This is a genomic window from Streptomyces ficellus (assembly GCF_030406405.1).
GTDB classification, from domain to species: domain Bacteria; phylum Actinomycetota; class Actinomycetes; order Streptomycetales; family Streptomycetaceae; genus Streptomyces; species Streptomyces ficellus_B.
In genome coordinates this window covers 147,936-170,361 of sequence record NZ_JAUEPL010000002.1, presented here as the reverse complement: position 1 = coordinate 170,361, position 22,426 = coordinate 147,936, and the positions used below count along the sequence as shown (strand labels likewise).

The window sequence follows — 22,426 nt, the reverse complement described above, 5'->3', positions numbered from 1 at the left end:
GCTCGCCGAGCCACTCACCCGCCCCCTGATTCTCGCATCGCAGGAGATTGAGTCCCATGGCTGAAGTTCTCGTCTACGTCGACCACGTGGACGGTGCCGTCCGCAAGCCCACGCTGGAGCTGCTGACCCTCGCCCGCCGTATCGGCGAGCCCGTCGCCGTCGCCCTCGGCTCCGGCGCCGAGGCCACCGCCGCCACGCTCGCCGAGCACGGCGCGGTCAAGGTCCTGACCGCCGACGCCCCCGAGTTCGCCGAGTACCTCGTCGTACCGAAGGTGGACGCGCTCCAGGCCGCGTACGAGGCGGCGTCCGCCGGCGGCTCCCCGGCCGCCGTGCTCGTCCCCTCCTCCGCCGAGGGCAAGGAGATCGCGGCCCGCCTGGCCGTCCGTATCGGCTCCGGCATCATCACCGACGCCGTCGACCTGGAGGCCGGCGACGAGGGCCCGGTGGCCACGCAGTCCGCGTTCGCCGCCTCCTTCACCACCAAGTCCCGCGTGTCCAAGGGCACCCCGGTCATCACGGTCAAGCCGAACTCGGCCGCCGTGGAGGCCGCCCCGGCCGCCGGCACGGTCGAGCCCCTGACGGTCTCCTTCTCCGAGAAGGCCACCGGCACCAAGGTCGTCTCCCGCACCCCGCGCGAGTCGACCGGCCGCCCCGAGCTGACCGAGGCCGCGATCGTGGTCTCCGGCGGCCGCGGTGTCAACGGCGCCGAGAACTTCCGGATCATCGAGGAGCTCGCCGACTCGCTCGGCGCCGCCGTCGGCGCCTCCCGCGCCGCCGTCGACGCCGGCTGGTACCCGCACACCAACCAGGTCGGCCAGACCGGCAAGTCGGTCTCGCCGCAGCTGTACATCGCGGCGGGCATCTCCGGCGCGATCCAGCACCGCGCGGGCATGCAGACCTCGAAGACCATCGTGGCCATCAACAAGGACGCCGAGGCCCCGATCTTCGACCTGGTCGACTACGGCGTGGTCGGCGACCTCTTCGAGGTCGTCCCGCAGCTGACCGAGCAGGTCAAGGCCCGTAAGGGCTGAGCGAGGGCTGAGCGATCGGCGACTGCCCCGGGGCCGCGCGGTGATCTTCACCGCGCGGCCCCGCGCCGTTCGGGGGACCATTGACGCAGGTCATAGCCACCCATTAACTTCACCATACGGATTACTGATTCCGTGTAGCGGAAACTAGGAAGGTGTGGGAATGGGTCAGCAGGAGAAGGTGGCAACGAGCCTCGCCGGCGCGGTCAGCGAGGGCATCAGCGCCTCCCTCGCCCCGGTGGACGCAGAGCTGGCCCGTCGCTACCCGGGCGACCCCGGCACCCGTCAGCCCGTCCACACCGTCTACGTACCCGGCGACGCCTTCGAGGCCGGCACTATCCGCTCCTGGGGCGACCAGGCGCTGGCCGCGCTCGACGAGCACGCCCCCGACGCCGCCTCCCTCGCCGCCGTCCTCGGCCTGTCCGACGCGCTCGCCGACGACGTCCACGCGCGCGTGCGGGCCAAGCTGGAGCGCGAGCCCATCGAGGACCTCCGCGTCGACTTCGAGGACGGCTACGGCGGAAAGGGCGGGGCCGAGGAAGACGCCGACGCCGCCCGCGCCGCCCGGCTGATCTCCGAGGCGTACGCGCGGGGCACGGCCGCCCCGTACATGGGCATCCGCATGAAGTGCATGGAGGCCGCCGTACGGGACCGGGGCATCCGCACCCTCGACATCTTCCTCACCGGCCTGATGGAGGCCGGCGGCCTGCCCGAGGGCCTCGTGCTCACCCTGCCCAAGGTCACCTATCCGGAGCAGGTCACCGCCATGGTGCGGCTCCTTGAGGAGTTCGAGAAGGCGCGCGGCCTGGAGCCGGGCCGCATCGGCTTCGAGATCCAGATCGAGACCAGCCAGGCCATCCTCGCCTCCGACGGCACCGCCACCGTCGCCCGCATGATCGACGCCGCCGAGGGCCGCGCCACCGGCCTCCACTACGGCACCTTCGACTACAGCGCCTGCCTCGGCGTCTCCGCCGCCTACCAGGCCAGCGACCACCCCGCCGCCGACCACGCCAAGGCGGTCATGCAGGTCGCGGCCGCAGGCACCGGCGTGCGCGTCTCGGACGGCTCCACCAACGTGCTGCCGATCGGCACCACCGAGAAGGTCCACGACGCCTGGCGCCTGCACTACGGCCTCACCCGCCGCGCCCTGGCCCGCGCCTACTACCAGGGCTGGGACATGCACCCCGGCCACCTGCCCACCCGGTACGCCGCCGTCTTCGCCTTCTACCGCGAGGGCTTCGAGCAGGCCGCCGCCCGCCTGGCCGCCTACGCCACCCACGCCGGCGGCGACGTCATGGACGAGCCCGCCACCGCCAAGGCCCTCAGCTCCTACCTGCTGCGCGGCATCGACTGCGGCGCCCTCGACACCGACGAGGTCGCCCGCCTCACCGGGCTGTCCCGGGCCGACCTGGACGGCTTCGCCGCCCCGCGCCGCGGCGACCTGACGGCCACGGCCCAGTAACCGCGCAACCGCCGCCACCCATCGGCACTGTCACAGCTGCCCCGTACTCTGTACGCCGTATCGACTGATGCGACGATGCGACAGAGGAACGGGGCAGCGGTGTCTTCGGGGGAGAACGAACTGATCGCCGGGCGCTACCGGGTGATCCGGCAGCTGGGCCGCGGCGGCATGGGCGTCGTGTGGCGCGCGCTGGACGAGGTACTGGGCCGTGAGGTGGCCGTCAAGGAGCTCCGTACGTACACGGACTCCTCCGGCCCCGAACTGGCCGACCTGCGGCTGCGGATGCAGCGCGAGGCGCGGGCCGCCGCGCGCGTGCGCCACCCCGGGGTCATCTCCGTCCACGACGTCGCCGAGCACGAGGGCCGGCCGGTCATCGTCATGGAGCTCATCGACGGGCCCTCCCTCGACGACGTCCTGGGCGAACGCGGCGTCATGGACCCGCGCGAGGCCGCCGCGATCGGCGCCAAGGTGCTGGAGGCGCTGGACGCCGCTCACCGGGTGGGGGTGCTCCACCGCGACGTCAAGCCCGGCAACGTCCTCCTGGACCGGGGCGGGCGGGTCGTCCTCACGGACTTCGGCATCGCCGCCATGGACGACCCCGGTGACGGCTCCACCACCCACCTCACGCGCAGCGGCGAGCTGGTCGGCTCCCTCGACTACCTGGCCCCCGAGCGGGCGCAGGGACAGGAACCGGGACCCGCGTCCGACATCTGGGCGCTGGGCGCCACGCTGTACGCGGCGGTCGAGGGCGCCTCGCCCTTCCGGCGTACGTCGACGTGGTCGACGCTCACCGCGATCGTCGTCGATCCGCTGCCGGAGCCGCGGCGGGCGGGCGCCCTCGCCCCCGTACTGCGGCAGTTGATGCACAAGGACCCGGCGCGGCGACCGGACGCGGCGACGGCGGCGCGGCTGCTGGAGGCGGTGGCGGCCGGGCAGGAGGCGGCGCCGGCGGGCCCGGCGCCGTACGTACCCACCGAGCGCACAGTGCTGCCGCACCAGCCGCCGGGCTTCGGGTCGGCTCCGGCCGCCCCCGCCCCCGCCGCTCCGGCTCCGGCTGCGGCTGCCTTTGCGGCACCGGCCGCCGCTCCGGCTGCGGCCGCGGCCGCAGCGCGGGCTGGGCGCAAGCGCCGCCCCATGGTGCTGGTCGCGGCGGCGACGGCGGCCGTCCTGCTCGCGGGCGGAGGGGTGACGTACGCCTTCATGGGCGACGACACGTCCGCGACCGGTCAGGAACTGGCGGGCGGGCAGGCCGACCGGAGCGGGACCGCCGCTGCCGGCCGCCCTCTCGACCCGGGCAGCAGCCCCTCGGCGACCGGCGGAACGCCCAGTGCCAAGCCCTCCGGTACGGCGGCGGCGACGTCCCCCACGGCCTCGGTGAAGCCGCACGCCTCCGCCCGGGGAGCGGCAGCGGACGGGGGCACCGACCGCGGCCCGGACGGCGGCCCGGGCGACGCGGGCTCCACGGGAGGCGGATCGGGGTCGGCGGGCTCGGGCACCACCGGCGGCTCCACCACGGGAGGCGGCGGGTCCACCGGCGGCACCACGACGACCGGCGGCGGGGCGGACCCGGCCCCCGCGCCCGCCTGCCACTCCATCGGCGGCGGCAAGTACAACTGCCAGGTCTGGCGCACCGCGAAGTCCTACCGGGCCGACGGCAGCGAGGCCGGCATCCTCAACGCGGGCACCAACTACTTCTACTGCCAGGCCAATCTGGGCCGCCGCGAGACCTCGGGCGAGTGGACCAACGTCTGGTGGGCGAAAACGGACGACGACAGCGGCAACACCAATGTGTACGTCAGCGACGTCTACATCAAGGGCGGCGACAACGACGCACCGGTGCCGGGACTTCCGGTCTGCTGACCGGGGCCGGGGAGCGACGCCCGGCCCGCCGCCCGGCCCGCCCCCGGCCCGCCGCCCGGCCCGCCCCTGGCCCTTCCCGGCCGCCCCCGGCGTGCCGCCCGGCCCGTTCCCGGCGCGGACATCGGCCGGTTGACCTGGCGTCAGGAGGACGGCGGGATCTCGCCCGAGCCGCGCGGAATCAGGACCGTCTTCAGCTCGATGCGCGCGGGGGCGTCGTCGGAGCCGTTCAGGCGCCGGAACAGCCGCTCCGCCGCCGTGCGCCCGAGGGCTGCGGCGTCCTGTGCGATGACCGTGATGCCCAGCAGGTCCGCGAGCTCGATGTCGTCGAAGCCCACCAGGGCCACCGGGCGCTCGCGCGGCGCCAGCTCCCGCACGACCGTCACCGTCACCCGGTTGTTGCCGGCGAAGATCGCCGTCACCGGCTCCGGGCCCGCGAGCATCGCGGCCGTCGCCTCCCGTACCCGCGCCGGATCGGTCGAGCCCAGCGACACCCAGCCGTCGTCCACCGGGAGGCCCGCGTCCTCCATCGCCGCGCGGTAGCCGCGCAGCCGCTCCACGGCGGTGTGGATGCGCGGCTGGTCGCCGATGAACCCGATCCGGCGGTGCCCGTGCGCGATCAGGTGCGCCACGCCCGCGCGGGCGCCGCCGAAGCTGTCGGACAGCACCACGTCCGCGTCGATCCGCCCGGCCGGGCGGTCCACGAAGACCGTCGCGATACCCGCCCTGATCTCCGGCTCCAGGTACCGGTGATCGGTACCGGCCGGGATCACGATCAGCCCGTCGACGCGGCGGGCGCACAGCGCCAGCGCCAGTTCCTGCTCGCGGTCCGGGTCCTCGGCGCTGGAGCCGTTGATCAGCAGTGCGCCGTGGGCCCGGGCGACCTCCTCCACGGCGCGGCTGAGCGGGCCGTAGAACGGGTCGGCGAGGTCTTCGAGGACCAGGCCGATCGAGGCGGTGCGCCCCTTGCGGAGCACCCGCGCGCTGTCGTTGCGGCGGAAGCCGAGCGCCTCGATGGCCTCCTGGACGCGGCGTTCGGTGTCGGGCGTGACGCCCGCCTCGCCGTTCACCACGCGGGAGACGGTCTTGAGCCCGACGCCCGCGCGGGCGGCCACGTCCTTCATGGTGGGCCGGTTTCCGTAGCGGTGGGCGGGGTGGCGGGCGGTTTCGGCCACAGTGCGCTGTCCTGTCGTCGTCGGTGTGCGAGGCTGTGGCGTCGAGCATAGGCCCTGGACAACGTTGTCACCGAGCGGGAGACTGAGCGGGGAAACCGCAGTCTCACGCTCTTACGGGGGATCCGACACCGATGCAATCCCACCTCGTCGCCGCGCTGGACATCGGCGGCACCAAGATCGCCGGCGCGCTGGTGGACGACAGCGGCAGGATTCTCGTACGGGCCCAGCGGCCGACCCCGGCGCGGGAGGACGGCGAGACGGTGATGCGTGCCGTCGAGGCGGTCCTCGCCGAGCTGGCCGCGTCCCCGCTGTGGGCCGGCGCGGGCGCCGTGGGCATCGGCAGCGCGGGTCCGGTGGACGCCTCGGCGGGCACGGTCAGCCCGGTCAACGTGCCCGGCTGGCGCGGCTATCCCCTGGTCGAGCGGGTCCGCCGGGCGACGGGCGGCCTGCCCGTGGAACTGGTCGGCGACGGTGTCGCCATGACGGCCGCCGAACACTGGCAGGGCGCCGCCCGTGGCTACGACAACGCCCTGTGCATGGTGGTCTCCACCGGGGTCGGCGGCGGGCTGGTGCTGGGCGGCCGGCTCCACACCGGCCCGACCGGCAACGCCGGTCACATCGGCCACATCAGCGTCGACCTGGACGGCGACCCGTGCCCGTGCGGTGGGCGCGGCTGCGTCGAGCGGATCGCCAGCGGGCCCAACATCGCCCGCCGCGCCCTGGAGAACGGCTGGCGCCCGGGGCCCGACGGCGACACCACCGCCGCCGCGGTGGCCGCCGCGGCCCGCGCCGGCGACCCGGTGGCCACCGCGTCCTTCGAGCGGGCGGCCCGGGCCCTGGCGGCCGGGATAGCCGCCACGGCGACGCTGGTCGAGATCGACGTCGCGGTGATCGGCGGGGGAGTCGCGGGCGCCGGCGAGGTGCTGTTCGCTCCGCTGCGGCGGTTCATACGCGACTACGCCACGCTGTCGTTCGTCCAGCGCCTCACGGTCGCCCCGGCGCTCACGGGCACGGACGCGGGCCTCCTGGGCGCGGCCGCCGCCGCAACCCCGGCGGCGCGCGGCCGGGCGCCGGTGACCTTCAGCGGCTGACCGCGCCGGGGACGGCCCCTGGCGGCATGCGGGGGAGGGGGCGTGCCTCGTGGTGTGGCGTGCGGGAGGGGCCGATTGGGTGCGCCGCCCCGGCGCGTGAGCGGGCTTTTCACGCCGTCTCTCAGCGTGGAGGGCTTTCACGCCGTCTCAGCGTGCGCCGGCTTCCACGCGCACGCGGCTCTGCGCCACGATCACCAGGAACGCGTCCGAGTCGAGGTCCATCACGACCTCTGCCGCCAGCCCCTCGTCGCGGCGTGCCCGGGCGAACTCCTCCGCGGGCCATGAGCCGCGCGGGCCTCCCGCCGGGAACCTCTCCAACACCGTGCGCTGCATCCCGCACCCCCTGTCCATCCGCCCGCTCCAACGACACTCCGTACGGGAGCGTTACGGCCCCTGCGGGCATCTCTTCGTACAGTGGGACGTTTCCACGGGCCTCTGGAGCGCGGAGAAACCGCAACAGCCCGGCCACAGTTGTGTCCGCGATCAGCCACCCCCTTCCGCACGCGTGTTTCCGTGGCAGGGTGTTGCGGGCAAGCCACTGGGGGCTACGGAGGAGGGGGAACCGTGATCGTCTGGATCAACGGTGCGTTCGGTGCCGGCAAGACCAGTGCCGCGCGCGAACTGATCGATCTGATCCCGAACAGCACCGTGTACGACCCTGAGATCATCGGCGGGGCACTGCGGTACCTGCTGCCGCAGAAGCGGCTCGCCGAGGTGACCGACTACCAGGACCTGCCGATGTGGCGGCGCATGGTCGTGGACGCCGCCGCCGCGATGCTGGCCGAGATCGGCGGGGTGCTGGTGGTGCCGATGTCGCTGCTGCGCCAGGAGTACCGCGACGAGATCTTCGGTGGGCTCGCCTCTCGCCGTATCGCCGTGCATCACGTGGTGCTGACACCGGAGGAAACGATCCTGCGTGGACGTATCGCCCGCCGTGAGGCGTGCGACGACGACCCGAAGGGCCATGAGCGGATCCGGCAGTGGGCGTACGGCCACATCGAGCCGTACCGCGCGGCGCTCGACGGCTGGCTGTCCACCGACGCCTACGCCATCGACAACAGCCGCCTCACGCCGTCCGAGACCGCCCGGGCCATCGCGGAAGCCGTACGGAGCGGGGCGGCGGGCGCGTGCGAGATCGTGCAGACCCCCGAGCCGGCCGGCGAGACGCTCGCCGCCGGGGTCCTGCTCTTCGACGAGCGGGACCGGGTGCTGCTCGTGGACCCGACCTACAAGCCCGGCTGGGAGTTCCCCGGCGGGGTGGTCGAGCCGGGCGAGGCACCGGCCCGCGCGGGGATACGCGAGGTCGCCGAGGAGATAGGGCTCGAACTGCCAGGCGTACCGAGGCTGTTGATCGTGGACTGGGAGCCGCCGCGCCCGCCCGGTTACGGCGGCCTGCGGCTCCTCTTCGACGGCGGTCGGATCAGCGCCGCCGAGGCCGAGCGGGTCCTGCTGCCGGGCGCCGAACTGCGCGGCTGGCGGTTCGTCACCGAGGCGGAGGCGTCCGGGTTGCTGCCCCCGGTGCGCTACGAACGGCTGCGCTGGGCGCTGCGCGCCCGCGAACGCGGCACCGTACTGAACCTGGAAGCCGGCGTCCCGGTCGGCTGACCCCCACGTCCGCCCGCGCGTCCCGCTCGGCTGACCCCACGTCCGCCCGCGCGTCCCGCTCGGCTGACCCCCACGTCCGCCCGCGCGTCCCGCTCGGCTGACCCCACGTCCGCCGCCCGCGCCACCCGGTCGGGCTGACCCCATGTCCGCCCGCGCGCCCCGCTCGGCTGACCCCATGTCCGCCGCCCGCGCCGCCCGGTCGGCTGCGCCCGCGTCTGCTGCCCGCGCGGCGGTCGGCCGGCGGTCGCGTCCAGGGTCGCGTCACGGCGGTGCCCCGGTCGGCGGGCGTTCGACTCGACGGCTGCGGTGGGCTCCCCGCCGACTGACGTGTGCGCCGGGGCCCCGGGCGCCGCGGTGGGCTTGGGGGCCGGGGGCCTACGGCTGCGCGGCGGTGGCGTCACGGGTCGCCGCCGTCCGCAGAACCGCCGCCGCGTCGGTCGTCAGCGGGTCACCGTGTCCGAAACACACCGTCCGCGGCTCCAGCGCGGCCAGTCGGCGCATCGACGCCTTGGCCGCCTCGGGGTCCACATGGAAGACGCCCAGCCCCACCTGCCCCACCGACGCCACCGTGTCGCCCGCGAACAGCACACCGTGGCGCGGCAGATGAACCGCGATCGAGCCGCCCGTGTGGCCGGGCGTGTGCACCACCCGCGCCCCGTCGCCGAACCCCAATTCGTCCCCGTCCGTCACCTCACGGTCCACCCGGGTCGGCGGCGCCACCGGCACGGTGAGGCCGTGCTCGTACAGCGGAACCTCCCAGTCGAGCAGGACGGGCTCGGGCACGGGAGCCTCGCCCCGGACGACCGGCGCGTCCAGGGCGTGCGCCAGCACCTGCGCGCCGTTCCGCGCGGCGAGCTCCCCGGCCGCGCCCACATGGTCGCGGTGGCAGTGGGTCAGCACGATCCGCCGCAGGCCCTCCGGGCGGAGGCCGACACTGCGTATCGCCGCCTCGATCCGCGGTGCCGCGTCCACCCAGCCCGCGTCGATCAGCGTCAGGTCGTCGTCCGCGTCACGCCACAGATACGCCTGGCCGATGGAGAAGCGGAACATGTACAGCTGAGGCGTCACCTCGATGAAGTCCATGCCGCGAACCTACGCAGTACCCCGTACGTCCGCCCCTCCCCTTCGCTCTGCGCGGATCCGCTCTCGGCTCAACCCTGCCGCGAGCGGGCGTAGTTCAGCAGGAACAGCGCCTCCGCGACCGACATGCGCTCCAGCTCCTCGGGCGACACGCTCTCGTTCACCGCGTGGATCTGCGCCTCCGGCTCACTCAGCCCGATCAGCAGGATCTCGGCGTCCGGGTAGAGCGCGGCCAGCGTGTTGCACAGCGGAATGGACCCGCCCATGCCCGCGACCTGCATCTCCTGACCCGGGTACGCCGCCCGCAGCGCCTCGCCCATCGACGTGTACGCCGGGCTCGTGACGTCCGCCATGAAGGGCTGACCCTGCCCCACCTGCTCCACCGTCACCCGCGCGCCCCACGGAGTGTGCGCCTCCAGGTGCGCGGCCAGCAGTTTCGTCGCCTCGGCGGCGTCCTGGCCCGGCGGCACCCGCAGGCTGATCTGGGCGCGCGCGGTGGCCTGCACGGACGGGGTGGCGCCGATCACGGGCGGGCAGTCGATCCCGATGACCGTGACCGCCGGGCGCGCCCACAACCGCTCGGCGACCGTGCCCTCACCGATCAGGCGCACCCCGTCGAGGACCTTGGCGTCCTTGCGGAAGTCCTCCTCCGGGTACTGAAGGCCCCGCCACTCGCCTTCCGCCTCCAGCCCGTCCACGGTCGTCGAACCGTCCTCGTCACGCAGCGAGTCCAGTACGCGGATGAGCGCGGCCAGCGCGTCCGGCGCCGCCCCGCCGAACTGCCCGGAGTGCAGGTTGCCCTCCAGCGTGTCGACCTGGACCCGCAGCATCGTCATGCCGCGCAGCGTCGCCGTGACGGTCGGCAGGCCGACCCGGAAGTTTCCGGCGTCGCCGATCACGATCGCGTCCGCGGCCAGCAGCTCGGGGTGCTCCTCCGCGTACCGCTCCAGACCGCCCGTACCCTGCTCCTCCGAACCCTCGGCGACCACCTTGACGGCGACCGGTATCCCGCCGTTCGCCTTGAGGGCGCGCAGCGCGAGCAGGTGCATGATGACGCCGCCCTTGCAGTCGGCGGCCCCGCGCCCGTACCAGCGGCCGTCCTCGCCCTCGGTCAGCTCGAACGGCGGGGTGTTCCAGCCGGCCAGGTCCAGCGGCGGCTGCACGTCGTAGTGCGCGTACAGCAGCACCGTCGGCGCGCCCTCGGGGCCGGGCAGGAATCCGTACACCGACCGCGAACCGTCCGGGGTCTCGAACACCGAGACGTCCTCGAAGTCCTCCGCGCGCAGCGCGTCCGCCACCCATGCCGCCGCCGCCTCGCACTCGCTCGGCGGGAACTGGGCCGGATCCGCCACCGACTGGAACGCCACCAGCTCCGCGAGCTCGGCCTTGGCGCGGGGTATGAGGGAAGCGACGGTCTCGGCGATCGGCGAGCTCGGCTGGGCGGTCATGGGCACGCTCCTCGTGGGTGCGACGTCAGTATCGGCGTTGCGCGCCGATGCACGGTGTGGTGCACGGGTGGCGCACGGTTTGGTGCACGGCTGGCGCACAGCTTGGTGTGCGCGAACGCGAGTCCGATCCTCCCACAGCGGGTGTGGGCGGCCCGCGCCGTAGGATGCGATGGCGAAACATGGGCCATGGGTCGGGATCAGGAGCAGAAGCACATCGTGAGCAGCGAGAACGCAGACGCCGGTAACGAATACTCCGCGCCGGTGTGGGATGTGGTCGTGGTCGGCGCGGGACCGGCGGGAGCGTCCGCGGCGTACGCGGCGGCCGTCACGGGCCGCCGGGTGCTGCTGCTGGAGAAGGCGGACCTGCCCCGCTACAAGACGTGCGGCGGTGGCATCATCGGCCCCTCGCGCGACGCGCTGCCACCCGGGTTCGAGCTGCCGCTGCGGGACCGGGTGCACGCCGTCACGTTCTCGATGAACGGCCGCTTCCCCCGCACCCGCCGCTCCAAGCGGATGCTGTTCGGCCTGATCAACCGGCCCGAGTTCGACGCGGGCCTGGTGGAGCAGGCACAGAAGGCGGGCGCCGAGCTGCGTACGGGCGTGACCGTGTCGCGGGTCGAACAGCACGGCACGACCGTCCCCGACCGGCGTACGGTCGCGGTCGTGCTGGCCGACGGGGAGATCGTCCTCGCGCGGGCGGTCGTCGGCGCGGACGGCAGCGCCAGCCGCATAGGGGCGCATGTCGGGGTCAAGCTGGACCAGGTCGACCTGGGACTGGAGGCGGAGATCCCGGTTCCGCAGACGGTGGCCGAGGACTGGGCGGGCCGCATCCTCATCGACTGGGGGCCGATGCCCGGAAGTTACGGGTGGGTGTTCCCCAAGGGCGACACGCTCACCGTGGGCGTGATCTCGGCGCGCGGCGAGGGCGCGGCCACCAAGCGGTACCTGGAGGACTTCATCGCCCGGCTCGGGCTCGCCGGGTTCGAGCCCGCCATCTCGTCGGGGCACCTGACCCGGTGCCGCAGCGACGACTCGCCGCTGTCGCGCGGACGGGTCCTGGTGTGCGGGGACGCGGCGGGGCTGCTGGAGCCGTGGACCCGTGAGGGGATCTCGTTCGCGCTGCGGTCCGGGCGGCTGGCGGGGGAGTGGGCGGTACGGATCGCCGAGGCGCACGACGCCGTGGACGCGCGGCGCCAGGCGCTGAACTACGCGTTCGCCATCAAGGCGGGGCTGGGCGTGGAGATGGCGGTCGGGCGGCGGATGCTGGCCCTGTTCGAGAAGCGGCCGGGACTGCTGCACGCCACCATCACCGGCTTCCGGCCGGCCTGGCACGCCTTCGCGGACATCACCCGCGGCGCGACGACCCTGGCCGGTCTGGTACGGAACTCCGCCCTGACCCGCCGCGCCCTGGACGCCCTGGACCGCCGGCGGTAGCGGTTGCCGGCGGCGTGTGCCGCGATCCCGTCAGGGTGATGCGTACCACCGGGTGGCGAGAGGCCCGATGGTCGCCGCTCGGGTTGCTGCGCCTGGGCGCGTACGGCTGGGGGGGGGGGAAGCCTTCCGCTGAAGTTCTGCTGCTCGCGTACGGGCGCAAGCTCCCGGCGGCGCGCGCGGAGAACTGATCAGGCGTCGGCACGCGATCGGGCTCATGCCCCCACAGCGACCGGCCGCCATGCCGGTCCCGGCCGGGCGTGAGACGCCGCCTGATCGCGGATCTCGCCGCCCGCGCCGAGCGGCCCGCCGTCCGGCCTACGCGTCCGGGCTCGTGCGCCCCGGCCCGCTCGGCCGGCCGGTCGTGTTGGCGCCGAACCGCCACAACACCCGTACCACCCGGGTCGTGAAGCCCAGACACGCCGCCGTCGCGGCCGCGATGAGCAGCGCCCGGGCGGCGGGGCCGGACAGGTCGAACACCAGCACGGGGGCGGCGACCAGGCAGAATAGCGCCGCCGCCAGGAACGCGGCGGTCACCAGCGCGTAGCCGATCTCGACGGTGATCGCGTCCCGTTGCGCCTGTGTCCGGTTTCCCATGCGCCGAGTGTCACAAGCCCGTGGCCGGCGGGCAAGGAGATTGCCCGCCGGCCACGCGCCGCGCTTCATGGGATCAGTCCCGTACGCCGACGGGCTCGGCCTTCCTCCCGGCCTCGCCGGCCACGCCGGCCACACCGGCCGACTTGGCGACAATCACCGACTGTGGCGGCGTACGCCGGGCGCGCAGTCCGCTCAGGGTGATCAGGAGCCCCGCGAAGGCGATCACGGTGACCACGACGAGGCCCGGCCGGAAGCCGTCCAGGACGGCCTGCGGCGAACCGCCTTCGGTGCCGCTCGCCGTGATCACGGCGGTCACCACGGCGAGGAAGATGGCGCCGCCCACCTGGATCGAGGTGTTCAGGAGCCCGGACACCATGCCCTGCTCGTCGTCGTCCACGCCGTTGGTGGCCTGGATGTTGAGGGAGGGGAAGGTCAGCGCGCAGGCGGCGCCGAGGAGGAGCATGGAGGGCAGGACGACGGCCGCGTACCGGGGGGTGAGGTCGACCTGGAGGAAGATCGCGTACGAGGCGACGAGGAGGGCGAAACCGGTCGCGATCACACGAGGCGTACCGAACCGGTCCACCACATCGCCGATCTTGGTGGAGGAGAGCGCCACCAGCACACCGGCCGGCAGGAAGGCGAGCGCGGTCTGCAGCGCCGACCAGCCGAGCAGCGACTGCATGTACTGCGTCACGATGAACTGGAAGGCCACGTACGAGCCGAAGAACGTGGCCGCGCCCAGCTGCGCGCGCAGCTGCGAGCCGGAGCGGAGCACGCCGAGCCGGAGCAGCGGGCTCGCGGTGCGCCGCTCGATGGTCACGAAGACGGCGAGCAGGACGGCGGCGGCCAGGAACGACAGCAGCGTACGGGCCGACGCCCAGCCCACCTCGGGTGCCTGGACCACCGTGAACACCAGCAGCAGCATCGCGGCGGTGCCGGTGACGGCGCCCGGCACGTCGTACCCGCCGCGGGTCTTCTCGCGCTCGCTGTGCGGGATCAGCTTCATGCCGACGACCAGCGCCATGAGGGCGATGGGCGCGGGCAGCAGCATGGTCAGGCGCCAGCTCACCTCGGTGAGCAGCCCGGACAGCACCAGGCCCATGGAGAAGCCGGTGGCGGCGCAGGTGGTGTAGATCGACAGGGCCCGGTTGCGCTGCGGGCCCTCCTTGAACGTGGTGGTGATGATCGACAGCCCGGCGGGTGCGGTGAACGCGGCGCTCAGGCCCTTGATGAAGCGGCTCGCGATCAGCAGCGGGCCGGAGTCGACCAGCCCGCCGAGCAGGGAGGCGAGCGCGAAGACGGCCAGGGCGATCAGGAACACGCGGCGGCGGCCGAGGAGGTCGGCGGCGCGGCCGCCGAGCAGCAGCAGACCGCCGTAACCGAGGATGTAGCCGCTGACGATCCACTGCAGCGCGGCGGTGGACAGCCCGAGGTCCGTGGCGATGGACGGGAGGGCGACGCCGACCATCGAGACGTCGAGGGCGTCGAGGAACATCGCGGCGCACAGCACCAGCAGGGTGCCCCACAGGCGCGGGCTCCAGCGGTCGTCCGAGGGGGAAGTCCCGGAGGCGGAGGGGACGTTGAGCGGAGAAGTCATGCGGAGCAGACTACATGCACATGCATTGAATGCAAGTGCATTTAATTCCGATGCAACAAAGAGGGGGTCCCTGCTAACGTGAGGCCATGGCAGTGACGAAGTCCGAGCGGGCACTGGTGCAGCAGTGGCGTGATGTACTCGCGCTGCACGCCCGCACGACGTGCGAACTCGACCGGGCCCTGCATCAGCACGGGCTCGGCGCCAGTGACTTCGAGGTGCTCGACGTGCTCGCCGAGGCATCGGCGGAGGACGGCGGCGCCGCATACCGCGTCCAGGACATCGCCTCCCGGGTCCACCTCAGCCAGAGCGCCCTGTCGCGGCTCGTCGCACGGCTGGAGAAGGAGGGGCTGGTGACGCGGGGCATGTGCAGCGAGGACCGGCGCGGGGTGCGCGTGGCGCTGACGGACGCGGGCCGGGCGCGGCACGCCGAAGTCCGGCCCCTCCAGCGTGCCGTACTGAGCCGGATGCTCACCGAAAGCCCCGGCTCCGCCTCCCGGCGCTAGGACCAGGTGACGGCGGACGTCTCCCGCCACAGCCGCGCCAGGCGCTCGTCCCCGGCGACGGTCACGGCCCCGTACGGAAGCCGGTTCCACAGCGCGAGGTAGAGCCGCCCGGCGGGGCCGCTCAGCTCGCAGTCGGCGGGACCCTCGTCGGTACGTTCCGTGCGCGGCGCCTGATCCGACAGCCGTACGGTCCACACGTCACCGGTGTCCGTCGCGCGCACGCGCAGGGTGCCCGGCTCCGGCGTACGCACCCGGCTCTTCTCGCGGGCGTGGAACCCGCACAGCAACTCGTCGACACCGTCGGCGGCGAACCCCGGTTCCACCTCCGTCACGCCTGCCCCCAGCGCCGACTGGGCGTCCACCCGGTGCACGGTCGTCTCGTGCGCCTGACGCCGCGCCCAGAACGCGCGCGGCGACGGCGCCGGCAGGAACGCCCAGCACTCCAGGGCGTCGGGCGCCTCGGTCAGCGCGGCGACCAGCCGGCCATGGCCTTCCCTGAACCAGCGGAGCAGTTCCTCACCGTCGAGGTCCGGCTCGCCCGCGTCGGGGTGGTAGGACGTGTGCCCCTCTGTGAGGAAGGCGGTGGCCCAGCGGTGCACCATGCCGGTGTGCCGCAGCACATTGCGCACCTGCCAGCCGGGACAGGTGACAACCGGCGCGCCGGGCCCGGCCCGCTCGGCCGCTTCGGCCAGCAACTGGCCTTCCCGCGCGAGGGTCTTGATGTGCTCGTTGATCTCCATGTGGCGATTCTGCCGGTGCGGGCGCTCCGGCCGGTACGTCGCGGAGGCCGACCGCCGGGTCTCCACTACCGGCCGGACGGCCGACCGCCACGTCTCTACGACCGACCGGACGGCCGACCGCCGGCGTTCCGTGCCCCGCCGTGCCGCTGAACCAGCAAGCCTCCCAGCGCGGTACGCCGGTGCAGGACCGCCCGCCCGGCCCTCACCGTGCTGACCAGTCCCGCGCCGCGCAGAGCGGCGGCGTGCGCGGTAGCGGTGGCGTTACTGACGCCGAGCCGCCGGGCGAGCCCACTGGTGGTGCGCTCCTCGGCGAGCACGAGCAGTACCTCCACACGGGTCCGCCCTGGTCATCGACGCAGGGTCGCGCCGAACGGCGCAAGCAGGCGGCCGGCCTCATGACCGCCGAGGACCGGCTGAACCTCGTCGGCGCGCTGGACCCCCCCGCCGCATCGGTGCCCGCCGTGCGTGGCCATGTGCTCCGGTACTTCGGACGGCACCTGCGCTGCGGCTGAGCACCGGCCGGCGCCCGCCACCGCGTCAGCTGCCGAGCGCGTCCAGCAACTCACGTTCGCGCTCGGCGCTCAGGCCGGCCCGTCGTGCTCGGTCCAGACCCTGTTCGCGTTCCCAGAGCAGCGTGTCGGCCAGCAGCTCCGCCCGGGGCCGATGACGGAGGCCCGCGGCGCGCGCCGCGGACCCGTTGCGGGCCGACCACCCTTCCGAGCCCGGCTCGACCAGCCACATCGGCAGCGACTCGGCCCCCATGTACTGGCCCACGCCGTTCGCGAGCAGCCACGCCGAGTCGGCGGTGACCACCGGACCGGTGTGCCCGCCGGTGGTCCGGGACAGCTCGACCCACTCGCCGAACGGAACGACCGGCCCGACAGCGTCGTACGTGCCCGTGCTGCCCGTCTCCGCGGCGTCGAGAAGCCAGGAGGCGAGGTCGCGCACGTCAACCACCTGTGTCGGCATGGCCGGTGCGTCGGGAACCAGCATCGGCGCGTGCGGGTCGCGTGCGGCACGGGCCACCCAGTAGCCGGAGCGCCCGGTGTGATCACCGGGGCCGCCGATGAGACCGGCGCGCGCGATCAGGAGGCGGTCGCCCACGACGGCCGCCGACGCCTGCTCGCAGGCGACCTTCGCCTCGCCGTACAACGAGCGGTCGACCTCGCGCCGGTCGGTCGGCGCGAGGAGGGCCGCCGACTCGTCCGCGTCCGGCGTGGCGTGGGAGGCGTAGGCGTTGAGGGACGAGACATACGTCCAGTGCCTGGCCCTGGCGCCCAGTGCGCCGAGCGCCTCACGAACGAAGCCGGGTTGCCATGACACCTCGACGACCGCGTCCCATGCGCGGTCGAGCAGTGGTTCGTACGCCGATGGATCGCTCCGGTCGGCGGTCACCAGCGTCGCTCCGTCCGCGACCTCTCCGCTTTCGCCGCGCGCCAGGCACGTCACCCGATGGCCGCGCCCTATCGCCTGCCGCGACAACTCCCGGCCCACCCACGCCGTCCCGCCCAGAACCAAGATCTCCATCCCCACACCCAAGCACCAGGAACCCGGAACGGCTATGCCGGTTCACCGACAGCGGAGTTGGTCCGTAAGTCCTGGTGCTGTGCGTGCTCTGGCTGCCCTGGTCCCCTGGTGCTGTGCGTGCTCTGGCTGCCCTGGTCCCCTGGTCCCCTGGTGCGCAGCACCGCGTACCCGGCCGAGCCGGTCGTCGTCCATCGGCGTGAACGGGCCGATTCGTCCAGCCGTTCCCTCTTCGGCCAGGCCCCGTCCTTACTCTGACGCCCGGCCGGTGCCGCCGCCCGCCGAGGCGTGGCGCGCGGCGTACCCGATCAGGGCCGCGCCGAAGGCCAGTGCCGCCACCGTCGTCAGGGCGAGGGGCAGGGAGAACCAGTCCGCCAGGAACCCGATCGCGGGCGGGCCGAGGAGCATGCCGCCGTAGCCCAGCGTGGAGGCGGCGGCCACGCCCGCCGGCCCGGCCACCGCGCCTGCCCTGGCGACGGCCACGGGGAAGATGTTCGCCAGGCCGAGGCCCGTCACGGCGAAGCCGAGCAGGGCGAGCCATACCGTCGGCGCCAGCGCGCCCAGCAGCATGCCGCCGGCCGCCGTCGCCCCGCCCGCCACCAGCGTCCGGGTCTGGCCGAGCCGTTCCAGCATCGCCGTACCGGAGAGGCGTCCGGCGGTCATGGCGAGGGCGAACACCGCGTAACCGGCGGCGGCGACACCGGGATGGGCGTGGAGGTCCTGTTCCAGGTGGAGCGCGCCCCAGTCGGCCATCGCGCCCTCTCCGTACGCCGTGCACAGCGCGATCACGCCGAAGACGGTGACCAGGCGGCGCGACCGGGCGTCCAGGCGCCGCGCGGACCGCCCCTCGGGCGGGCGGGACGCGGGCGCGCCGGACCCGGGCGACGCGGACTCCAGCGGGGCGGGGACGTGATGACGCAGGAGTACGGGGCCGGCGGCGGCGGTGAGCAGCAGACCGGCGACCGTGAGGCCGAGGAGGTGCGCGGTGGGGGAGAGGCCGCCCGCGACCAGGCCGCCGAGCCCGGCGCCGATCATGCCGCCGAGGCTGAACGCCGCGTGGAAGCTGGGCATGACGGGGCGGCGCAGCGCGGCGACGAGATCGACGGCGGCGCTGTTCATCGCGACGTTGATGCCGCCGTACGCCGTGCCGAAGACCAGCAGGACCAGGCCGAGCGCGAGCGCCGAGTGGGTCAGCGGCGGGAGCGCGATGCTCAGACTCATGAGCACCGCCGAGACCACCGTCACGGGGTGGCTGCCGAAGCGTCGGCACAGGCGGCCGGTGAGCGTCATCGTCACGACCGCGCCGGCCGACACACCCAGCAGGGCGAGCCCCAGGTCGCCGGCGGAAGCTCCGGTCTGGTGCTTGATGGCCGGAATGCGGACCACCCAGCCGGCGAACAGGAATCCGTCGAGGGCGAAGAAGAGGGTCAGGGCGGTGCGGAGGCGGGCCAGGGAGAGCGAGGCGGTGTCTCCGCCGGATCCCCCCGGGACGGCCGTCCGTAGTTTGTTTAGGTGCGGCACAAACTCAGGATAGGGGTCGGAATGGGCACCGTTCAACCATCAGGACGGCCGCGCTCGGATTCACCCCGCGCGTCTTACGGGCGGTTGCCCTTCGGCTTGCCCGGCTGGTCCGGCGTGCCGTGCGGCGGCGGGCTCAGAGGCTGCGGGGACGTGGCCGGGGAGACCCGCGAGCCGCCGTGGCCCTGGTGGGCGGTTTCCGGCCGGAACGCGTTCGGGTCGCCGCCCGACGGGGTGGCTCCGGCCTCCAGCTGCCGCTTCCGGGAGGTCAGGACCTGGACGACCATGGCGCGGTCGGCGTGCGTGTGCTCGTAGTGCAGCAACTGGTTCAGCTCCTCGGTGCCGAGCGACCGGATGCGGTGCTCCAGCGTGCCGACGGGCAGCTGGTCGTAGTCGGGCAGCGGCAGTTCGCCGCGGTCGGGGGTGCTCATCCGGAACCTCCCTGTGTCTCGATGGACGTGTCCGATGCACGTGTCTCAGCGACGTGTCTCAGCGACGTGCTCAACGGTGTGCCTCCATGGGCCTACCTCAATGGACGTGTCTCAATGGACCTTTTCGCCGACCACCTCACGGACGTCGTCGACGACGTGCTTGTCGAGCGAGGCGCGCACCAGCGCGGCCGCGAGCGCGGGCAACTGGTCCTTCCCGGCCAGACCGGCCAGCTTGGCCGGATCCGCCGGAAGACCCAGCCGTTTCGCTCCCTCCAGCGTCTTGTCGTCCAGGTACGGCGCCACCTCGGGCCAGACGCCCTGTGCCTCCCGCAGGAAGATGTCCGCTCCGGCCGGGCCGATCCCCGGCACCTCCTGGAGCAGCGCCCGCATCTCGTCCACGTCACCGCCCGCCTTCTCGCGCAGCCGGCGCAGATCACCGCCGTACGCGTCGAGTACGAGCTCCGCGGCCTTGCCGAGCTGGGTCGCCGTCCGCTCGTCGTAACGCCGGTAGCCGCCCTCGCCGAGCGCGTCCACCCGCTGCTGCCAGGTGGCGTCGCGCATGTGCCGGGCGTCTCGCATACCGGCGCCGAACAGCGCCCGGGCCGCCGCGACCGCCGTGTCGGCCCGGATCCGGGCACTGAGCAGGTGCGCCAGGACCAGCAGCTGGTAGAGCGGCTGCGGGGTGTCCTTCAGCCGGATCCCGGCCTGCTCCGCGTATGTACGCCCTTCCCTGTCGAGCAAGGTCCGTACCGTCGTCTCGCTGTCGGGCCGTGACATGGAACCTCCCGCGGAACCTCCCGTACGCGAACCGGACCTCCCGTACGCGCTGCCGCTGCCGCCCGCAGTACCCGTCCACGACCGGCCGAAACTGCACCCTCGCTCCGTCCGCTCCGCCGACCCGCTGGATCATGGGAGACTCGCCCCCATGAACGGCAAGGCAACCACGACCCGACCCCGGCCGGACAGGGGCCGCAGCGCGCTCGGCCCCGCGCTGGAACTGGTGCACACCGGCCGCGCCCCCACCCGTGCCGTTCTCACCGCCGAGCTGGGCGTCACCCGCGCCACCGCGGGCGCCGTCGCCGCCGAACTGGAAGCCCTCGGCCTCATCCGCGTCGACTCCCGCCCCGGCGCCGCCGCGGGCTCCCAGGGCCGCCCCTCGCACCGGCTCACCATCGACGACAACGGCCCCGTCGCCCTCGCCGCCCAGATCCACGCCGACGGCTTCCGCGCCGCCCTCGTCGGCCTCGGCGGCCGCATCGTGGCCACCGCGCCCGGCTGCGTGACCGTCTCCGCCGACCCCGCGCAGGTCCTCCAAGCGGTGGTCGAGGCGGGCGCGGCGCTGCTGCGGGAGACCGGGCGGCGCTGCGTGGGGGCCGGCCTCGCCGTCCCGTCCGCCGTCGCCGAACCGGACGGCACCGCCCTCAACCCGCTCCACGTCGCCTGGCCGGCCGGGGCGCCCGTACGCGACATCTTCGCCGAGCTGGTAGGGGCCGCGGGCATCGCCGGGCCCGCCTTCACCGGCAACGACGTGAACCTCGCCGCCCTCGCCGAACACCGGCACGGCGCCGGCCGCGGCGCCCAGCACCTGCTCTGCGTCGCCACGGGCCACCGCGGTGTCGGCGGCGCCCTCGTCCTCGACGGGCGGCTGCACACCGGCAGTTCGGGGCTCGCCCTGGAAGTCGGCCACCTCACCGTCAACCCGGAGGGCCGCCCCTGCCACTGCGGCAGCCGCGGCTGCCTCGACGTCGAGGCCGACCCGCTCGCCTTCCTCACCGCCGCGGGGCGGGAGCCGGGCCCCGAGGTGTCCCTGCTCCAGCAGTGCCGCGACCTGCTCCGTACGGCGGCCGACGACCCGGGCGTACGCGCGGCCACCGAGCAGCTCATCGACCGCCTCGGCCTGGGCCTGGCCGGGCTGGTCAACATCCTCAACCCGGACCGCATCATCCTCGGCGGGCTCCACCGCGAACTGCTCGCCGCCGACCCGGAGCGGCTGCGCGCGGTGGTCGCCGACCGCAGCCTGTGGGGCCGGAGCGGCAGCGTACCGATCCTGGGCTGCACCCTGGACCACAACAGCCTCGTGGGAGCGGCCGAGTTGGCCTGGCAGCCGGTGCTGGACGACCCTCTCGCCGCCCTCGGCAGACAGGCCGCGTAGGGCGGCGAACGCTCCGTACGGGCGGTGGACGTGCCGCGTGCGGCGGTGGACGTGCCGCGTGCGGCGGTGGACGTGGCGCGTGGGGCGGTGGACGTGCCGTACGGGCGGCGAACGTGCCGCCTGGGGTGGTGGACCTGGCGCGTGGGGCGGTGAACGGCCGGGAAATCCGGATGCCGTGGCAGGTGAGCTGCATGTACTGTCCGGCCGCATGACCCGCCCGCACGCCGCCCCCGCCCCCGGTCTCCCGCCCCGCCTCCGCCGCCTGGCTTTCCATGGGCCGCTGTCCGAGGCGCGCGCCGACCGGTTCGTCGAGCGGCTCGCCGCCACCCGTCCGGCCACCGTCCTGGACATCGGCTGCGGCTGGGGCGAGTTCATGCTGCGCCTCCTCGCGGCCGTACCCGGTACGACCGGCACCGGGATCGACGTGAACGGCGAGGACCTGGCCCGTGGGCGCGAGCTGGCCGAGGCGCGGGGCCTGGCTGGGCGGGCGGAGTTCGTCGAGGAGTCGGCGCACAGCACGGCGCGCGGCCCGGCCGACGTCGTGCTGTGCCTGGGCGCGGGCCAGGCGCTGTCCGATCCGGCGGCGCCGTACGACCCGGCCTCGGTCCTCCGTGAACTGCGGCGCCTGGTGGCCCCCGGTGGCCGGGTGCTGCTGGGCGAGGGCTTCTGGCAGCGCACGCCGTCCCCCGGCGAGCTGGCCGCCATGTGGCCGGGCGCGCGGGCCGGTGACCATCCGGTGCTCGGCGGCCTGGTCGACCTGGCCGTCGAGGCGGGCCTGCGCCCCGCGCGGATCGAGACGGCGAGCGAGGACGAGTGGGAGGAGTTCGAGTCCGGCTACCGCGAGGACACCGAACTGTGGCTCGCAGCCCACCCCTCGCACCCGTCGGCCGCCGAGGTCCGCGAGCGTGTCGACCGCCAGCGCGGCACGTGGCTGAACGGCTACCGCCGCGTGCTCGGCATCGCCTACCTGACGCTCGTCCCGGTGGCCTGACGCGCGCCCCCGCCCTCAGCCGCGGCGCCGTGCTCCCCGCGTCGTACGTGCACTGCTGTCGTGTGTACGACGACGAGGGCACCCGACCCCCGCGCCGCCGCCTGACCGCCGCTCCTGACCCCGTCGCCGCCCCGTCCCCCCGCCGGCGGGGCGGTGACGCGGTGCTGGTTGCCGGGACGCGGTGCCGGGTAGCGGA

21 protein-coding genes and 1 pseudogene are annotated in these 22,426 nt (G+C 74.1%); 10 read left to right on the top strand and 12 right to left on the bottom strand.

The genetic code is table 11. The features are described from left to right. Positions 1-56: 56 nt before the first annotated feature. The 3 genes from QWM81_RS02175 (at position 57) to QWM81_RS02165 (ending at position 4,350) form a co-directional block, all read left to right on the top strand. Positions 57-1,031, top strand: coding sequence for an electron transfer flavoprotein subunit alpha/FixB family protein (locus QWM81_RS02175; RefSeq protein ID WP_290109672.1), 975 nt, complete (start codon positions 57-59; stop codon positions 1,029-1,031). 160 nt (positions 1,032-1,191) lie between these two features. Next, a complete protein-coding gene (locus tag QWM81_RS02170) occupies positions 1,192-2,490 on the top strand; it encodes a DUF6986 family protein (RefSeq protein WP_290109671.1) in 1,299 nt (432 codons plus the stop codon). Between the two features lie 99 nt (positions 2,491-2,589). Then, positions 2,590-4,350 carry a serine/threonine-protein kinase gene (locus QWM81_RS02165; RefSeq protein WP_290109670.1) on the top strand — a complete coding sequence of 587 codons (1,761 nt, stop codon included), beginning with the start codon at positions 2,590-2,592 and terminating at the stop codon, positions 4,348-4,350. A 140-nt stretch (positions 4,351-4,490) separates the two neighbouring features. Here the strand turns inward: QWM81_RS02165 and QWM81_RS02160 are convergent, their stop codons facing one another. Further along, positions 4,491-5,522: a LacI family DNA-binding transcriptional regulator gene (locus tag QWM81_RS02160; RefSeq protein WP_435372310.1), complete on the bottom strand. Its 1,032-nt coding sequence runs from the start codon at positions 5,520-5,522 to the stop codon at positions 4,491-4,493. 131 nt (positions 5,523-5,653) lie between these two features. On the opposite strand from QWM81_RS02160, the gene QWM81_RS02155 reads away from it, so the two are divergent. Further along, a complete protein-coding gene (locus tag QWM81_RS02155; RefSeq protein WP_290109669.1) occupies positions 5,654-6,613 on the top strand; it encodes an ROK family protein in 960 nt (319 codons plus the stop codon). A gap of 147 nt (positions 6,614-6,760) precedes the next feature. Here the strand turns inward: QWM81_RS02155 and QWM81_RS02150 are convergent, their stop codons facing one another. Further along, positions 6,761-6,946, bottom strand: a complete 186-nt coding sequence (locus tag QWM81_RS02150; RefSeq protein WP_290109668.1) for a DUF8839 family protein — start codon at positions 6,944-6,946, stop codon at positions 6,761-6,763. 231 nt (positions 6,947-7,177) lie between these two features. Here QWM81_RS02150 and QWM81_RS02145 point away from each other — a divergent pair, with 231 nt between their 5' ends. Then, a complete protein-coding gene (locus QWM81_RS02145; protein ID WP_290109667.1) occupies positions 7,178-8,218 on the top strand; it encodes an NUDIX domain-containing protein in 1,041 nt (346 codons plus the stop codon). A gap of 375 nt (positions 8,219-8,593) precedes the next feature. On the opposite strand, the gene QWM81_RS02140 is transcribed toward QWM81_RS02145, so the two are convergent. Beyond that, entirely contained in the window at positions 8,594-9,301 is a 708-nt protein-coding gene (locus QWM81_RS02140) for an MBL fold metallo-hydrolase (RefSeq protein ID WP_290109666.1), read from the bottom strand. Positions 9,302-9,369: 68 nt separating this feature from the next. Beyond that, positions 9,370-10,746 carry a dipeptidase gene (locus QWM81_RS02135; protein ID WP_290109665.1) on the bottom strand — a complete coding sequence of 459 codons (1,377 nt, stop codon included), beginning with the start codon at positions 10,744-10,746 and terminating at the stop codon, positions 9,370-9,372. A gap of 216 nt (positions 10,747-10,962) precedes the next feature. On the opposite strand from QWM81_RS02135, the gene QWM81_RS02130 reads away from it, so the two are divergent. Next, complete coding sequence (locus QWM81_RS02130) at positions 10,963-12,180, top strand: geranylgeranyl reductase family protein (protein ID WP_353938270.1); 1,218 nt, start codon at positions 10,963-10,965, stop codon at positions 12,178-12,180. Positions 12,181-12,495: 315 nt separating this feature from the next. On the opposite strand, the gene QWM81_RS02125 is transcribed toward QWM81_RS02130, so the two are convergent. Together QWM81_RS02125 and QWM81_RS02120 are read right to left on the bottom strand one after the other, a co-directional pair. After that, positions 12,496-12,774 (bottom strand): DUF6332 family protein, encoded by a 279-nt coding sequence (locus tag QWM81_RS02125; RefSeq protein ID WP_290109663.1) that lies wholly within the window; start codon positions 12,772-12,774, stop codon positions 12,496-12,498. A gap of 73 nt (positions 12,775-12,847) precedes the next feature. Further along, a complete protein-coding gene (locus QWM81_RS02120; protein ID WP_290109662.1) occupies positions 12,848-14,371 on the bottom strand; it encodes an MFS transporter in 1,524 nt (507 codons plus the stop codon). 86 nt (positions 14,372-14,457) lie between these two features. Between QWM81_RS02120 and QWM81_RS02115 the strand changes: the two genes are divergently transcribed. Then, positions 14,458-14,874, top strand: a complete 417-nt coding sequence (locus tag QWM81_RS02115) for a MarR family winged helix-turn-helix transcriptional regulator (RefSeq protein ID WP_290109661.1) — start codon at positions 14,458-14,460, stop codon at positions 14,872-14,874. Here the strand turns inward: QWM81_RS02115 and QWM81_RS02110 are convergent. Both QWM81_RS02110 and QWM81_RS02105 read right to left on the bottom strand, forming a co-directional pair. After that, complete coding sequence (locus tag QWM81_RS02110) at positions 14,871-15,614, bottom strand: maleylpyruvate isomerase family mycothiol-dependent enzyme (protein ID WP_290109660.1); 744 nt, start codon at positions 15,612-15,614, stop codon at positions 14,871-14,873. The two genes, QWM81_RS02115 and QWM81_RS02110, sit on opposite strands and share 4 nt — an antisense overlap. Positions 15,615-15,709: 95 nt before the next feature. Next, a pseudogene (locus QWM81_RS02105) lies at positions 15,710-15,958 on the bottom strand (helix-turn-helix domain-containing protein); the annotation flags it as partial. On the opposite strand from QWM81_RS02105, the gene QWM81_RS02100 reads away from it, so the two are divergent. After that, a complete protein-coding gene (locus tag QWM81_RS02100) occupies positions 15,857-16,126 on the top strand; it encodes a hypothetical protein (RefSeq protein WP_290109659.1) in 270 nt (89 codons plus the stop codon). The pseudogene QWM81_RS02105 and the gene QWM81_RS02100 overlap by 102 nt on opposite strands. A 25-nt stretch (positions 16,127-16,151) precedes the next feature. On the opposite strand, the gene QWM81_RS02095 is transcribed toward QWM81_RS02100, so the two are convergent. The 4 genes from QWM81_RS02095 to QWM81_RS02080 form a co-directional block, all read right to left on the bottom strand. Further along, a complete protein-coding gene (locus tag QWM81_RS02095) occupies positions 16,152-17,141 on the bottom strand; it encodes an NAD-dependent epimerase/dehydratase family protein (RefSeq protein ID WP_290109658.1) in 990 nt (329 codons plus the stop codon). A gap of 246 nt (positions 17,142-17,387) precedes the next feature. Beyond that, entirely contained in the window at positions 17,388-18,659 is a 1,272-nt protein-coding gene (locus tag QWM81_RS02090) for an MFS transporter (RefSeq protein ID WP_290109657.1), read from the bottom strand. 74 nt (positions 18,660-18,733) lie between these two features. Beyond that, on the bottom strand, positions 18,734-19,087 hold the full coding sequence (locus QWM81_RS02085; RefSeq protein ID WP_290109656.1) for a DUF8129 domain-containing protein: 354 nt from the start codon (positions 19,085-19,087) through the stop codon (positions 18,734-18,736). A 111-nt stretch (positions 19,088-19,198) separates the two neighbouring features. Then, complete coding sequence (locus QWM81_RS02080) at positions 19,199-19,864, bottom strand: HhH-GDP family DNA glycosylase (protein WP_290109655.1); 666 nt, start codon at positions 19,862-19,864, stop codon at positions 19,199-19,201. A gap of 148 nt (positions 19,865-20,012) precedes the next feature. On the opposite strand from QWM81_RS02080, the gene QWM81_RS02075 reads away from it, so the two are divergent. Both QWM81_RS02075 and QWM81_RS02070 read left to right on the top strand, forming a co-directional pair. Next, positions 20,013-21,239, top strand: coding sequence for an ROK family protein (locus QWM81_RS02075; protein ID WP_290109654.1), 1,227 nt, complete (start codon positions 20,013-20,015; stop codon positions 21,237-21,239). 208 nt (positions 21,240-21,447) lie between these two features. After that, complete coding sequence (locus QWM81_RS02070) at positions 21,448-22,230, top strand: SAM-dependent methyltransferase (protein WP_290109653.1); 783 nt, start codon at positions 21,448-21,450, stop codon at positions 22,228-22,230. Positions 22,231-22,426 lie beyond the last annotated feature (196 nt).

Bases quoted from the DNA above. Each gene is read 5' to 3' on its own strand.
- QWM81_RS02135 (WP_290109665.1), bottom strand. From the start codon at position 10,746: ATGACCGCCCAGCCGAGCTCGCCGATCGCCGAGACCGTCGCTTCCCTC.
- QWM81_RS02175 (WP_290109672.1), top strand. From the start codon at position 57: ATGGCTGAAGTTCTCGTCTACGTCGACCACGTGGACGGTGCCGTCCGC.
- QWM81_RS02150 (WP_290109668.1), bottom strand. From the start codon at position 6,946: ATGCAGCGCACGGTGTTGGAGAGGTTCCCGGCGGGAGGCCCGCGCGGC.
- QWM81_RS02085 (WP_290109656.1), bottom strand. From the start codon at position 19,087: ATGAGCACCCCCGACCGCGGCGAACTGCCGCTGCCCGACTACGACCAG.
- QWM81_RS02155 (WP_290109669.1), top strand. From the start codon at position 5,654: ATGCAATCCCACCTCGTCGCCGCGCTGGACATCGGCGGCACCAAGATC.
- QWM81_RS02075 (WP_290109654.1), top strand. From the start codon at position 20,013: ATGAACGGCAAGGCAACCACGACCCGACCCCGGCCGGACAGGGGCCGC.
- QWM81_RS02095 (WP_290109658.1), bottom strand. From the start codon at position 17,141: ATGGAGATCTTGGTTCTGGGCGGGACGGCGTGGGTGGGCCGGGAGTTG.
- QWM81_RS02170 (WP_290109671.1), top strand. From the start codon at position 1,192: ATGGGTCAGCAGGAGAAGGTGGCAACGAGCCTCGCCGGCGCGGTCAGC.
- QWM81_RS02120 (WP_290109662.1), bottom strand. From the start codon at position 14,371: ATGACTTCTCCGCTCAACGTCCCCTCCGCCTCCGGGACTTCCCCCTCG.
- QWM81_RS02080 (WP_290109655.1), bottom strand. From the start codon at position 19,864: ATGTCACGGCCCGACAGCGAGACGACGGTACGGACCTTGCTCGACAGG.
- QWM81_RS02070 (WP_290109653.1), top strand. From the start codon at position 21,448: ATGACCCGCCCGCACGCCGCCCCCGCCCCCGGTCTCCCGCCCCGCCTC.
- QWM81_RS02110 (WP_290109660.1), bottom strand. From the start codon at position 15,614: ATGGAGATCAACGAGCACATCAAGACCCTCGCGCGGGAAGGCCAGTTG.
- QWM81_RS02115 (WP_290109661.1), top strand. From the start codon at position 14,458: ATGGCAGTGACGAAGTCCGAGCGGGCACTGGTGCAGCAGTGGCGTGAT.
- QWM81_RS02140 (WP_290109666.1), bottom strand. From the start codon at position 9,301: ATGGACTTCATCGAGGTGACGCCTCAGCTGTACATGTTCCGCTTCTCC.
- QWM81_RS02125 (WP_290109663.1), bottom strand. From the start codon at position 12,774: ATGGGAAACCGGACACAGGCGCAACGGGACGCGATCACCGTCGAGATC.